10 protein-coding genes, 2 tRNA genes and 1 pseudogene are annotated in these 12,925 nt (G+C 72.6%); 6 read left to right on the top strand and 7 right to left on the bottom strand.

What is annotated here, in order from left to right; genetic code table 11:
- A pseudogene (locus AB0I11_RS33330) lies at positions 1 to 257 on the bottom strand (glycoside hydrolase); the annotation flags it as partial.
- A 529-nt stretch (positions 258 to 786) separates the two neighbouring features.
- On the opposite strand from AB0I11_RS33330, the gene AB0I11_RS33325 reads away from it, so the two are divergent.
- Positions 787 to 1,320 (top strand): YbhB/YbcL family Raf kinase inhibitor-like protein, encoded by a 534-nt coding sequence (locus AB0I11_RS33325; protein ID WP_357329746.1) that lies wholly within the window; start codon positions 787 to 789, stop codon positions 1,318 to 1,320.
- Positions 1,321 to 1,362: 42 nt separating this feature from the next.
- Here AB0I11_RS33325 and AB0I11_RS33320 read toward each other — a convergent pair whose 3' ends face one another.
- On the bottom strand, positions 1,363 to 2,073 hold the full coding sequence (locus AB0I11_RS33320; RefSeq protein WP_357329744.1) for a class I SAM-dependent methyltransferase: 711 nt from the start codon (positions 2,071 to 2,073) through the stop codon (positions 1,363 to 1,365).
- Positions 2,074 to 2,283: 210 nt separating this feature from the next.
- Here AB0I11_RS33320 and AB0I11_RS33315 point away from each other — a divergent pair, with 210 nt between their 5' ends.
- Positions 2,284 to 4,095, top strand: a complete 1,812-nt coding sequence (locus AB0I11_RS33315) for a hypothetical protein (protein ID WP_357329742.1) — start codon at positions 2,284 to 2,286, stop codon at positions 4,093 to 4,095.
- A 70-nt stretch (positions 4,096 to 4,165) separates the two neighbouring features.
- Here the strand turns inward: AB0I11_RS33315 and AB0I11_RS33310 are convergent, their stop codons facing one another.
- Complete coding sequence (locus tag AB0I11_RS33310) at positions 4,166 to 4,948, bottom strand: IucA/IucC family C-terminal-domain containing protein (protein WP_357329748.1); 783 nt, start codon at positions 4,946 to 4,948, stop codon at positions 4,166 to 4,168.
- Between the two features lie 311 nt (positions 4,949 to 5,259).
- Between AB0I11_RS33310 and AB0I11_RS33305 the strand changes: the two genes are divergently transcribed.
- Positions 5,260 to 6,786 (top strand): peptide deformylase, encoded by a 1,527-nt coding sequence (locus AB0I11_RS33305; RefSeq protein WP_357329740.1) that lies wholly within the window; start codon positions 5,260 to 5,262, stop codon positions 6,784 to 6,786.
- A 132-nt stretch (positions 6,787 to 6,918) separates the two neighbouring features.
- On the opposite strand, the gene AB0I11_RS33300 is transcribed toward AB0I11_RS33305, so the two are convergent.
- Positions 6,919 to 8,040 (bottom strand): globin domain-containing protein, encoded by a 1,122-nt coding sequence (locus tag AB0I11_RS33300; protein WP_357329738.1) that lies wholly within the window; start codon positions 8,038 to 8,040, stop codon positions 6,919 to 6,921.
- Between the two features lie 145 nt (positions 8,041 to 8,185).
- On the opposite strand from AB0I11_RS33300, the gene AB0I11_RS33295 reads away from it, so the two are divergent.
- Positions 8,186 to 8,959 carry a CPBP family intramembrane glutamic endopeptidase gene (locus AB0I11_RS33295; RefSeq protein WP_357329736.1) on the top strand — a complete coding sequence of 258 codons (774 nt, stop codon included), beginning with the start codon at positions 8,186 to 8,188 and terminating at the stop codon, positions 8,957 to 8,959.
- 9 nt (positions 8,960 to 8,968) lie between these two features.
- Here AB0I11_RS33295 and AB0I11_RS33290 read toward each other — a convergent pair whose 3' ends face one another.
- Entirely contained in the window at positions 8,969 to 10,294 is a 1,326-nt protein-coding gene (locus AB0I11_RS33290) for a hypothetical protein (RefSeq protein WP_357329734.1), read from the bottom strand.
- Between the two features lie 812 nt (positions 10,295 to 11,106).
- On the opposite strand from AB0I11_RS33290, the gene AB0I11_RS33285 reads away from it, so the two are divergent.
- Positions 11,107 to 11,197 (top strand) — tRNA-Ser (locus tag AB0I11_RS33285).
- A gap of 36 nt (positions 11,198 to 11,233) precedes the next feature.
- Positions 11,234 to 11,306: transfer RNA gene (locus AB0I11_RS33280), tRNA-Arg, on the top strand.
- Positions 11,307 to 11,445: 139 nt separating this feature from the next.
- On the opposite strand, the gene AB0I11_RS33275 is transcribed toward AB0I11_RS33280, so the two are convergent.
- Entirely contained in the window at positions 11,446 to 11,766 is a 321-nt protein-coding gene (locus tag AB0I11_RS33275; RefSeq protein WP_357329732.1) for a tyrosine-type recombinase/integrase, read from the bottom strand.
- 239 nt (positions 11,767 to 12,005) lie between these two features.
- Positions 12,006 to 12,449, bottom strand: coding sequence for a hypothetical protein (locus AB0I11_RS33270; protein ID WP_357329730.1), 444 nt, complete (start codon positions 12,447 to 12,449; stop codon positions 12,006 to 12,008).
- Between the last annotated feature and the right edge of the window lie 476 nt (positions 12,450 to 12,925).

Below are 12,925 nucleotides of genomic sequence, written 5' to 3'. Positions count from 1 at the left end.
CACTGGACGCTGTAGCTGCCGCCGGCGCCCAGCGTCATGGTGACGTTGCCGTTGTCCTTCCAGTACGAGAAGAAGTAGCCGTTATGGGTGCCGGTAGTGTTCGAGGTGATGGTGCGGTCGGCCTCGGCGTGCGCGACGCCGGTCATGGTGGCCGAGACGGCAGCCAGCAGGACGGCGCTGGCGGCGGCGGCGAGCAGCCTGATCCGGGTACGCCCGCGGCGCTCGGGTAGGACGGGGTGGTTTTTCACGGCGTGCATCCCTCTCGTGGGGCAGCCCGAGGAACCCGGGCTGCAAGACACGACTCGACGCCGTCGTCGGCCGCGGGACGCGGCCGCCACGGACAGCGCCGGACCACGTCGCGGCGGCACCGCTCGTGGTCTATGACGACCGAGGAACCAGCTCGCTACCGCAGCCCGGATCGGTAGCCGCTGAGGTTCATCGATGCTTGCATCATCGATCGGCCTCCCCGCGCTGTCAACAACTTCCGGAAGTCCACGGGACGGGTCTGCTGTCGAGATTGGGCACTCACCCCTGCTGAGCTGCCGGTATCTGGCGACTGGCTCGATCGGTTCGGGGATGTGCCCAGCGGCGACCGGAGTGGCGACCGAGACTTGCGGATGCATCACCGGAAGTTTCGACGCCGCTGGTCGGCCCGGGTCGCCCCGGCCGCGCCCGACGTGCACCGCCGCGCGAGCAGGCCGGACCGCCCCTTCCGGTTCGCTCGGGACCGGCGAAGGGGTATGAAGGGGCGCAGGACATTCGCGCGCACCCGGAAGGACCGTTTCGATGACCCTGGAACGACCGATCGCCCCGGACCCGTACGAGCTGCTGCCGACGGTGCCGTCGTTCAACCTCACCAGCGACGACGTGCACAACGGTGAGCCGATGGACGCGCGGCACGCGCACGGCAGCGCCGGCGGCGAGAACGTCTCGCCGCACCTGTCCTGGTCGGGCTTCCCGGACGAGACGAAGAGTTTCGTGGTGACCTGCTTCGACCCGGACGCCCCGACCGGTAGCGGCTTCTGGCACTGGGTGCTGGTGGACGTGCCGGCCGCGGTGACCGAGCTGCCCACCGGCGTGCGGGAGAGCGAGCTGGGCGGGGCGTTCAGCATCCGCAACGACTACGGCGACACCGGCTTCGGCGGCGCCGCTCCGCCGGCCGGCGACCGGCCGCACCGCTACGTCTTCGCGGTGCACGCGGTCGACGTGGAGCGGCTCGACGTCGGCCCGGGGGCCAGCCCGGCGTACGTCGGTTTCAACCTGGCGTTCCACACCCTGGCCCGGGCGGTCATCCGCCCCACGTACCAGATCAAGGAGTGAGCCGGGGCGGGGAGGGGCCCGCCGGGACCCCTCCCCGCCGGGTCACTCGGGGACGCGGGCGACGGCGAAGACGGACTGCCCGAACGGCGGCCGGATCCGCTGCTCGGCGGCCTTGGTGGCGGGCAGCACCAGGGTGTCGTAGACCTTCACCATCGGGCCCTCCTTCGGCATCAGCCGGAAGACCTTGGTGGCCATGAAGTAGCCGATCAGGCCGAGCGCGTTCGCGTAGTGGATCTTCTCCACGGTGAGCCCGGCCTCGGTCATCGCCGCGGCGAGGCTCTTTTTGGTGTAGCGCCGGACGTGGCCGGTGGCGATGTCCGCGGGGCTCATCGCGAACTGGAACGCCGGCACGATGATGATCACGGCGCCGCCGGGCCGGACCAGCTCGCGCATGCTGCGCAGCGCGCCCACGTGGTCCTCGATGTGCTCCAGCACGTTGTACGACACGGCGGCGCTGTAGTCGCCGCGCTCGGAGTGCGGTAGCAGCATCTGGCGGACCTCGACGCCCGGACGGTCGGCGAGCCGCTCCTTGAGCCGGACGAGCCGGTCGGGGTCCGCCTCGGTGGCGGTGATCCGGGGCAGCTGCGCGGACCACTCCAGCGCGTAGTCGCCCAGACCGCTGCCGATCTCGATGGGGTTGTCACCGAGGTACGGCACCGCCAGTTCGACGAACCACCTGCGGTGGTTGACGGCCGTCGCCAAGCCCTCGAGAACCTCCGACTGGACGGCCTGATCCCCAGTGATTTCTGCCATGCGTCGATTCCTCACGATATGACTGACCCGCGCCTGGACCGACAAAGTCAACCATCCGGATGGCTGGCGAGGGAATCGGGGCACCGGGGGTGGCCGAATTGCGGTCGGGGGAGGGCACGTGATCGGCGGTTGGCGAACCCGGCACATAGTACGCCAGTACCCCGAAACATGTCACGGCCCTGCCATACCCTGACTACGCTCCGAATTGTCATGACTACTCCTGAATCGGACGCTGCTCCCGATGGCGCCGCCGAGGACGGGCCCGGCGAGGGCGAACGGCTGCGGCAGGGGCGGTGGATCGACCTCGCCGCCGTGCTCAGCTTCGTCCTGCTCGCCCTCTGGGTGACCGCGCGGCTCTGGCTGGATCCCGCCGCGGAGGTCCGGGACAACCGCACCGATCAGGCCCAGTTCGAGTGGATGATGGCGCACGGTGCGCGCGTCGTGACCGATTTTGCCTATCCGTTCACGTCGGACCGGATGAATGTGCCGGACGGCGTCAATCTGATGGCAAATACGTCCGTATTATCCGTTTCATTGCCAATGACGCCGGTCACCCTCCTCTTCGGGCCGCGTACCGCATTCCTGCTCTTCCTCACCCTGGGAATGGCCGCCACCGGCGTGGCCTGGTACTTCGTCCTTTCCCGAGTGCTGATCGGGTCCCGGGGCCCGGCCTGGCTCGGGGCCGGCTTCTGCGCCTTCGCGCCCGCGATGATCTCGCACGCCAACGCCCACCCCAACATCGTGAGCCAGTTCGTGGTGCCCCTGATCATCTGGCGGACGCTGCGCCTGACCGAGCCCGGCCGCTGGGCGCGCAACGGCGTGCTGCTCGGGCTGGTGGTGGTCTGGCAGTCCTTCCTCAACCTGGAGATCCTGCTGATGACGGCGATCGGGCTCGGGGTGGTGGCGCTCGCCCTCGCCCTCGGCCGCCCGGAGACCCGCCGGTCCGCCCGCACCTTCTTCGCCGGTCTGGCCGTGGCCGCCCTGGTCGCGCTGGTGCTGCTCGCGTACCCGCTCCACGTGCAGTTCTTCGGGCCCGGGGCGTACCAGGGGCTGTCGGAGCTGATCCGGGGCTACCGCACCGACCTGGCCTCGTACGTCGCCTGGTCCAGGGAGTCGCTGGCCGGGGACGCCCGGGGCAGCGTCTGGCTGGTCAAGAACGCCACCGAGGAGAACGCCTTCTTCGGCTGGCCGCTCGCCGTGCTCGCGATGGCGCTGCTCTGGTGGCTACGGCGCAACGTCGTGGTGCTCGGTCTGGCCGCGGTCGGCGCGGTGTTCGTCCTCTTCTCCCTCGGCCGGGAGATCCGCTTCGACGGGCGGGACACCGGCGTCCCCGGTCCCTGGGCCGCGCTGGAGAACCTGCCGATCCTGCACTCCGTGGTGCCCACCCGCTGGTCGCTCGCGCTCACCCCGATCGTGGGGATCCTGCTGGCGCTCGGCGCGGAGCACGCCCGCCGGCTGGCCCGGCGCCACCCGGCCGCCCGTGGGCAGATCCGGTTCGCCACCACCACCGTGCTGGCCATGGCGCTGCTGCCGCTCCTGCCCACCCCGCTGCCCGCGGTACGCCGGGAACCGACCCCCACCTTCATCACCTCCGGGGCCTGGCGTCCCTACCTGGCCGGCGGGCACAGCCTCGTCACGCTGCCGCTGCCGGACACCACGTACGCCGTCCCGCTGCGCTGGTCCGCCGAGACCCGGCTGGAGATGCCGCTGGCCCGGGGCTACTTTCTCTACCCCGACACCCGGCCCGGGGCCGGCCGGCAGGCGCTCTTCACCGCCCCGCCCCGCCCGACCAGCAGCTTCTTCACCCAGATCCGGAAGACCGACGCGGTGCCGCCGATCACCCCGCAGGACCGGGTGGCCGCGGTGGACGACCTGCGCTACTGGCGGGCCGGCGTGGTGCTCCTCGACCCCCGGCTGCACCAGGCGGGCGCGCTCCACCGGGGGATGACCGAGCTGACCGGCATCACGCCGACGTTCACCGGCGGGGTGTGGCTCTGGGACGTCCGCCCGCTGGTCGACTGAGCGCCGGCCCCCCCCGCGCGCACCGGGCCCCGCGTGGCCCGGGGCATCCGGTGTCGGGCCGCCCGCTGGGTCAGGACGGCCGCAGGCAGCAGCCCTGGCAGATCTTCGGCCGGGGCAGGGTGAAGGCCAGGCAGCAGGTGCGCCGCTGCACCGTCGGCTCGCCGGCCGGGCCGGGGACCAGTTCCACCAGGTCGGCCAGGTCGAGCGCGGCGAGCAGCGTGCTGACGCTCGCGGCGGCCGAGCCGGGCAGCGCGTCCGAGGCGCGCAGCAGGCCGTGCGCGATGCCGGAGGCGACCGAGCCGAGCAGCGTACGGGTGCCGAGCCGGACCTCGGTCTGCAGCGCCGCGATCAGCGGCGCGAAGTGGGCGTCGAGCAGCGTGCCGCGCAGCGTGTCCAGCAGCGCCGCCTCGTCGGCGACCACCCGGACGTCCGGGTGGCCGGCGAGCGCCAGCGGGTCACCGGGCAGCACCGCGACCGTGGTCGAGCGGCGCAGCCCCAGGGTGAACAGCTGGCCCGGGTCCGCGAAGTGGAGCAGGACGTCGGCCGGGTCGGGCAGCGGCACCCGCCGGGCCGAGGCCCAGCCCAGCACCACCGGCAGCGCGGTCCAGTAGCTGTACGACTTCCAGGCCAGCGCGGCGCAGGCGTGCGGCGTACCGCCGAAGCGCCGGCCGGCGGCGGCCAGGAACTCGGGCAGCCGGGTGCCGTCGATCAGTCGGGCCGCCGGGAACCAGCGGGGCTCGTCGGTGTCGACCAGGAGGCCGGGCGCGAGCCCGGGCACCTCGTCGGTGCCGAACATGGCGCGCAGGGCGGCGGTCACCGGGGCGAGCGGCGCGGCGGCGTCCCGCGACGGCAGCACCGCTGTCACCTTGATCGGTCCCCTGTCTGGTGTCCCCACCACTCGACGTCCTGAGCTAAGGCTAGCCTAACCACAGCTGGGGGTCCGGGGGAAGTCGACTCAGGGGTCCGAGGAAGAGGTGCCGGTCACGTCCCGCGCCGGGTACTACCCGGTCGCACCGGCGGGAAACGCCGGCGGGCGGGCGGGGAGACGGCGCAAGCATCGACGCCCACCGCTGAATTGTCAAGGTGAATGTCGAATACGAGTCACTTTCCGTACACGTTCGGCCACCAGACGTGAAAATGGTGCTCCCGCGTACGAGGAAGCCGATGTCGACCTCCCCCATCGAGCGTGCCGCCGACTCGTTCGCGGCTGAGCTCGCCCGGCACCGCACCGGCAGAGGGCTGTCCAAGAAGCAGTTGGCGACCCTGATGGGCTTCGACCCGTCGTACGTCAGCCACGTCGAGGGGCGCCGGCACCGGCCCACCGAGGACTTCGCCCGGCGGGCCGAGGCCGTCCTGGAGGCCAGCGGCGCGATCTGGCAGCGCTACCGGGAGTACGACGAACTGCGGCACGGCCGCTCCGGCGCGCACCGCGACCCGCCGGTCCCCGGGCAGTGGCTGCCACCCGGCACCGGCCTCGTGGTCGAGCGGGAATCCGCCACCCTCACCCACAGCGACGAGGGTTACCACTGCGTGATCCGGCGGGAGCTCTACAACGCCGGCACCGAACCGGTCACCCGCTATCTGGTCCGGGTCGCCGTCGACCGCTACCCCAACGACCCCGGCCGCTCCAACCGGCACCACCGGGAGCACCCGCTCACCTTCGCCGAGCTGCAACTCGAGGCGTACCGGGACGACGGCGGCGGGCGCGAGCCGATGCACTGGCGGGCCAAGCACGACCGGGACGCGTTCAAGGAGATCTGGCTGCTCTTCGAGAACGCCGAGGGCCGCTTCCCGCTCTACCCCGGCGACCGGGTGACCATCGAGTACGCCTACCGGGTCGGGCGGGACAAGTGGGGCCCCTGGTTCCAGCGGGCCGTACGCCTGCCCACCCGGCACCTCTCCGTCCAGCTCGACCTGCCGGCGGAGCTCGACCCGAAGGTGTGGGGAGCGGAAACCTCCCTCTCGTCCGAGGAGGGGCCGCTGCGTACCCCGGTGCAGCGGCACGACCGGGACGGCCGGGCGATCTACGAGTGGGCCACCGACGACCCGCCGTTGAACGCCCGCTACCGGCTCCAGTGGCGCTTCCGCAGCCTGCCGCCGGACGCCGAACCGGACGGCACCGGCCCGGACGGCCGGGTCCGGGCCAGCGACCGGATGCGCGGTATCGGCATCGTCCAGCGCGGCGACGACCTGCTCCGGCAGCCCGCCCGCCAGTTCGACCTGCCGCGCCAGGAACGGATCGCCCGGGACGTCGTCGACCGGCTCTCCGCCGTCCTGGCCCGCCTCGACGAGCTGCACCCGTTCAGCAAGGGTGTCGGGATCGCCGCGCCGCAGCTCGGCCTCGGCTGGGCCGCCGCCCTGGTCCGCCCCGCCGACCGGGCCGCCGAACCGGTCGTCCTGCTCAACCCCCGGATCGTCGACAGCGCCGCGGAGACCGACGAGCAGTACGAGGGCTGCCTCTCCTTCTTCGACCACCGCGGCCTGGTGCCCCGGCCGCTGCGGATCGACGTGGAACACGCCCAGTGGGACGGCAGCCGCGTGATCACGTCCTTCGAGTACGCGATGGCCCGGCTGGTCGCCCACGAGATCGACCACCTGGAGGGGCACCTCTACGTGGACCGGATGATCCCCGGCGTGCCGCTGGTGCCGGTCGAGGAGTACCGCGACACCGGCCACCCCTGGCGCTACTGACCCTCCCGGCACCGCCGCCGGCCCCCGGTGCGGGGGCCGGTTGCCGGCCCGGCCCGCGCACCGGAGTACGGGGTGCCGGGTCGCGTGCCCCAGGGGGCAGGGGCACGCGACCCGGCTCGGGGGGAGGAACGGCTATCGGGCGGCGAAGGTGTCGTAGCGGATGTGATCCGGCGGCACGTCGTCGGCGGCGAGCGCGCGCAGGGTGGCCCGGACCATCGGGGCCGAGCCGGAGACGTAACAGTCGTGCGTGGTCCACGGGCCGTACCGGGTCACCACGTCGGAGATGTCGCCCAGCTCGCCGTCGAAGTCCGGATCCTCGCTGCACGCCGGGGTGACCGACAGCCACGGGTGGGCGGCGACCAGCTCCTCCAGGCCGGTCAGCCCGTACAGCTCCGCCGGACGGCGGGCGCCGTAGAAGACGTGCACCCAGCGGGTCCGGTTGACCTTGGTCAGCTCCTCCACCAGCGCCTTGACCGGCGCCAGCCCCACCCCGCCGGCCACGCAGAGGACGTCCCGGGTCGACGACCGGTCCAGCGTCATCGACCCCATCGGAGCGGCCACCCGCAGCAGGTCACCCGGCCTGGTCCGGCGGACCAGCGCCCCGGACACCCAACCCGCCGCGCCGGCCGGCGTCCGGACGTGGAACTCCAGCACGTTGTCGTCATTCGGGGCGTTCGCCACCGAGTACGTCCGCCATACCCGCGGGTGGTAGCGGGGCACCTCGACGCTGACGTACTGCCCGGCCTGCCAGGTCAGCGGGGCCTGGAGGGCCCGGACGGTCAGCACCGCGGTGTCCGGCCCGTGCCGCTCGTGGGTCAGCACCTCGGCGTGCCAGAACGGCGGGTTCCCGTCCGCGGCCGCCCCGGCGAGCATCCGCTCGGTGATGCTCGCGTACGCCTCCCGCCACGCCTGGTCGAACTCCAGGTTCCAGCCGTCCCCGGCGGTGCTGCGCAGCGCGTCCAGCAGGGCGACGCCCATGGTCGCGTAGTGCCCCGCCTCGACGTGGTACTTGCGGTGGTCCCGGCCCAGCGCCCGCAGGTACTCGTCGAAGCTCTCCGGGTCGCCGACCGTCTGGGTCGCGGTGACGATCGCCTCCAGGATCCGGTCGCCCTGCCCGTTCATCTGCACCGGGAAGAGCTTGCGCAGCTCCGGGTCGAGGAGGAACAGCCGGGCGTAGAAGTGACCGCTCAGCCGCTCCCGGTCTTCCTCGACCAGGGTCCAGCTCTCCTTCAACAGCCGCGCGAAGTTCTCCACGGGGGCACGCTCCTTCTCCTGACGGCCGGATCGGCCCCCATAGAATCTCCACGGAGCGTGCCCACCGGTCGCACACAATGTGCGATCGATTCATCCCCTGCCGGAGGCGGTGCCGGCCGGCCGCCGCGTGCGGCACAGTGGTCCGGTGACGGTTGACGAGCTCACCCGCCCGGTGTCCCGCCGGACCCTGGGCACCGAGACGCTGCTGGTGCTCGGTCTCTCCCTCGGCCAGTCGGCGGTGTACGCCCTGGTCTCGCTGATCGCCAAGCTGACCGCCGCGGGCGGGCTGTCGAAGCAGACCGCGGCGCTGAACACCTCGGCCTCGGCCCGGCCGTACCTCGACCTCACCTACCAGCTCCTCGGGATCGGCTTCGCGCTGCTGCCGGTGCTGCTCGCCGTACACCTGCTGGCCCGGGACCCCGGCGACCCGGCCCGGGCCCTCGGGGTGGACCTGCGCCGGCCCGGGTCGGACCTGGCCCGCGGCGCCGGGCTCGCCGCCCTCATCGGCCTGCCCGGGCTGGCGCTGTTCTGGGCGGCCGCGCAACTCGGCGTCAACGCCACCCTGGTGCCGGCCGCCCTGCCGCACCTCTGGTGGGCGGTCCCGGTGCTGATCCTCGCCGCCGTGCAGAACGCCGTGCTGGAGGAGGTGATCGTGGTCGGCTACCTGGTCAACCGGCTGGTGCAGCTGCGCTGGCGGATGGCCGCCGTGGTCGCCGCCAGCGCGGTGCTGCGCGGCTCGTACCACCTCTACCAGGGCTTCGGCGCGTTCGTCGGCAACGCGGTGATGGGCGTGATCTTCAGCCTGTTCTTCCTGCGTACCCGCCGGGTCGCCCCCTTGATCGTCGCGCACACCCTGCTCGACGTGGTCGCCTTCGTCGGCTACGCGGCGCTGCCCCGCTCCTGGTTCGACTGGCTCTGACCGGGGCGCTCAGCGACCACGGGCCGGCCGGTAGCGGGCGATGGCCCGGGCGGCCAGCCGCTGCGCCGCCGCCGCGTCGCCCGCCGCGGCGGTGAGCACCGCCGCGCCCGGCAGCAGCCGGGACGCCAGCCGCAACCCCAACCAGCCGCCGGCCTGCGCCGCGAGCGGCGTCGCCAGCCGCCACGCCGCCTCGGCCGCCCGCGGCCACGGCCCGTCCGTCGACGGACCCACCGACCGGACCGCCGCCAGGGCCGCCCGGGCGGTGCCCACGTCGGGATGCACCTGCGTCAGCACCAGCAGTTCGGCCACCCGGTCCGGATCGGCCGGATCATGGCCGTGCACGGCGGCCAGGTGCAGCACCAGGTTGGCCTGGGTCCAGAGCACCGCCGTCAGCTCCACCGCCGGCGCGAGCAGCCCCGCGCCCGCCGCGAGCGCCCCGCCCGCGCCGGCCAGCCGGACGAACCGCCGGGTGGCCAGCCGGGCCAGCCCGTCGGCGTCCGCCGCCGGGTAGGTCTCGCGGGTCCGCCGTACCCAGTCGGCGGCGCGCGGCCCCAGCGTGTCCACCGCCGCGAGGGCCAGCAACTCCGGGGCGAAGCCCGGATGATCGAGCAGGCGCGCGCCGACGGCCCGCCAGCCCTCCCCAGCGGTACGCCTCGACGTGACCTCGCTCAGCGGGACGGTGACCACCTCCCGCCGGTCCGGCTGCCCGGCGGCTGCCGGCTCCGGGGCTGCCGGCTCCGGGGCTGCCGGCTCGGCGGCTGCCAGCTCGGGGGCTGCCGGCTCCGGGCTCGCGGTGCTGGCGGGGTCGACGGCGGCGATCGACGGATCGGGCGCTGGGCTGCCCTGGTCCTGGGCGGTGCCGGGCTGGCCGGTCGGGGTGGGCGCGGGCCCGGTGACGAGCTGCGCATCGGCGGGCTGCGCGGGGGGTACTGACCGCCTCGCGGTGGTGGTCTTCCGGGTCGGGGTGGCCGTCGCCTTCGGGGCCTTCGTCACCCGGCGGGCGGGGGGCGGGGTCTTCGGCTCTTCCGGGACCTCGGGCGGGGTCGTGGCGGCCTTCCCGGGCGCTCTTTTGGTGGCCTTGGTGGCCTTCGTGGCCTTGGTGACCTTGGTGACCTTGGTGGCCCCCGTGGCCTTCGTGGCCTTTCGGGCCGGCCTCGGCGCCGCTGGCGCCGCCGCCTCGGCCGACTCTCGCGTATCCGCCGGAGTGGCCTCCCGGGCCAGGGCCGTCTCCTGAGCCGGGGCCGCCTCTTCGGCCGGCGGTGCCCCCGCAGCCGGAGTCGCGGTACCGGCCGGGCGGACCGTCTCGGTCCGGATCGTCGCCTCGGTCTCGTCCACCGCGGGCTCCGGCTGGACCGGCTCCGCCGCCTCGGCTCGGACCGTCGCCTCGATCGGCGTGCTGGTCGACGGCGTCGCCTTCTTCGCGGGTGGTGCCTTCTTCGCCGGGGCGCTGCTCGTCGCCCGTGCCGTCCGGGCGGCGGGGGTGCGGCGGGGCCGCTTCGGGGCACCCTCGACAGCCGGACCGGTGGCGGCCGGGCCCGGCCGCTGGCCAGGGCTCGCCGCCCCGGTACCCGAACCGGGGGCGCCCCCCGCCTCGCCGGGCGACGCATCGCCGGCGGCCCAAACCTGACCGGAAGCATCGTCGCCGCCGGTCCGGGCGTCAGTGGAACCCGCACCACCTGCGGCCCGCGCGCCACCAGGTGCGTCGTCGCCGGTCCGCACGGCACCGGAAGGGTCCTTGCCGGCCGTCCGGGCGGGCGGAGGGGATGGCGGCGTGGCGGCCGGCCGGTCCGGCGCGGGTGTGCTGGCCCGGGCCGGGTCGGGCGGCTGGAAGAGCACGGTGGGGGCGGTCCGGGCCCGCCGGGGGCGGGGCGGCGTCGCCCGCTCCGCTGGCACCGGGTCCGCGGGGGCCTCGGGTGCCGGGGGCGGAGTGAAGGTCGGCTTGGTGGAGCGGCTCCGCCGGGCGTTGGCGGCGGGCTCGCGACGGGGCGGATCGCTCGGCGGCTGCTCCTGCATATCGATGGAGCGTAGTCGCGGACGTGACGTCGCACACGACGGAAACGCAGCGGCTGAGCGGCGGACCGGTAGTCGCTTTGCCCCCGGTGGGGGCGGACCTGTATCCTCGGGCGCGGTGGTCTCCGGGCCACCGAGGAGACTTCGCCTAGTCTGGTCTATGGCGCCGCACTGCTAATGCGGTTGGGGTTTTAAAGCCCCTCCCGGGTTCGAATCCCGGAGTCTCCGCGCGAAAGCCGGGTGTGTAGACTGGCCGAGCAACAAGCGCCCGTAGCTCAACGGATAGAGCATCTGACTACGGATCAGAAGGTTAGGGGTTCGAGTCCCTTCGGGCGCACAGCAGGTCAAGGGCCGGTTTCCTGTCACGGGAGACCGGCCCTTGATCGTGTTGACCCCCACGGCTGACCCCTACGCCTACGCGTCGAAGAGGAACCCGAGGCGGTCCACCGCGTCCTGCTGCACCCGCCGGGTCGCCTCTACGTAGATCGACTTCGTGACGTCGGGGAGCTGTGCCCGAGCACGTCCTGAATCCGCTCGAGCGGCGCGCCCTGGTCGTAGAGCAGCGTCGCGCACGAATGACGCAAGTCATGGACCCGGATGCGCCGGACTCCCGCCCGCTCGCACAACTGGCCGAAGTGCCGATTGATATTGCGAGGCTCGATCGGAGTGCCGATCTTCGTGGTGAACAGCGGTCCATGCTCTTGCCAGCGGTCCCCAGCCGCCTCCCGCTCCGTCCATTGCAGCGCCCGATGACCGCGCAGCACGCCGACCAGGCTGAGCGGCAGAGCCACAGCCACGACGCCGCCCCGGCGAACCCGGCGACCAGCAGGAGGATGACGACGAGGACCAGGCCCTCAACACGTTCGGCGCGGGTGTGGGTGGGGTGGGTGGGGTTTCATGCGGCACCGTCCAAAACCTCGCCGTCGATAACGCGGGGAGCAGGCCCGTTCCACAGTGTGCGGACTCACGGGGGAGATGGGCTTTCAACCTCGTGCAGCAGCAGGAGGCAGCCCTTCGTAGTCGATCCCGCCTCAGGTCATTGAGTTGCTGAGCGAGTAGAACTCGGCCAGCCGGGACGTTGAACGGCTCCCCTGCATGTCCATTTAAGTTCTAGAGCGTTGCTGCGAAGTTCAAGCACCACGGTCGGATCGTCCGCAATGTGTGACTCCACTTTCTCGGCCTTTTTCAGTAGCACAGAACCTTTGAAGGTGAAGCCGTCAACGCCGGACTGCGTCGCCGCCTCGGCGATCGGCCGCATCACGGCTGGATCGCCGTGGGTCCCGTTCTTCACCGCCTGGTTGATTTGCTCGCATACCCAGGCGGCCAAGGCAACGCCCTCCAGGGCGGGATGCGAAGCGATGGCCGTGGGACGGGGAGTGGTGCCAGCTGCCGAGGGCTGTGGCGAGGAGCTGTTGCTCTGGCAGCCGGATATGGCAACGACCACAGCAACGGCGAAAAGTGTTGGATAGATGCGCACCACCGACGAATAGTAGACCAACTGTCGAGGGAGCAACCTGGCGTGCCATTGTGCGAGGGCAGCAAGGGCCAGCCGAGGCCACGCGAGACTGCCGAGACCAGGCCGCCAAGCCCGTGGCCTGCCGGAGATCGACAATTCCCAAGCTGCCAGGCTCTGACCCCAGCCTGACGCCAGCAGCCGCCTCCGGATGAACGCCGGCCACGAGCCAGCGGGGAGGCGAGGCGGGTAAACGGCGGGTGCGGGACGCTCCTACGGATCAGAAGGTTAGGGGTTCGAGTCCCTTCGGGCGGTCGAGGACCAGTGGTCGGGGCGGTTCGGCAGTGCCGACGATGCTGCGCAAATTCCCCTGCGGCTGCCCCGCCTACTCGCCCTGTTCCCCAGGGCCCGGGGCCCTGAGCGGGCATGACGCTCGATTCAGACTCACCCAAACTGCTTGACCCACCCGCCACGCCGCGTCAGCTCGTCACTCGTTGCGAGAA

It is taken from the genome of Micromonospora sp. NPDC050495 (genome assembly GCF_040655175.1).
Classification (GTDB): Bacteria; Actinomycetota; Actinomycetes; order Mycobacteriales; family Micromonosporaceae; genus Micromonospora.
This window is presented reverse-complemented; position numbering and strand designations above follow the sequence as displayed.

What these genes read in the sequence shown, in the direction of transcription:
- AB0I11_RS33320 (WP_357329744.1), bottom strand. Translation starts at nt 2,073, where the DNA reads ATGGCAGAAATCACTGGGGATCAGGCCGTCCAGTCGGAGGTTCTCGAG.
- AB0I11_RS33325 (WP_357329746.1), top strand. Translation starts at nt 787, where the DNA reads ATGACCCTGGAACGACCGATCGCCCCGGACCCGTACGAGCTGCTGCCG.
- AB0I11_RS33315 (WP_357329742.1), top strand. Translation starts at nt 2,284, where the DNA reads ATGACTACTCCTGAATCGGACGCTGCTCCCGATGGCGCCGCCGAGGAC.
- AB0I11_RS33305 (WP_357329740.1), top strand. Translation starts at nt 5,260, where the DNA reads ATGTCGACCTCCCCCATCGAGCGTGCCGCCGACTCGTTCGCGGCTGAG.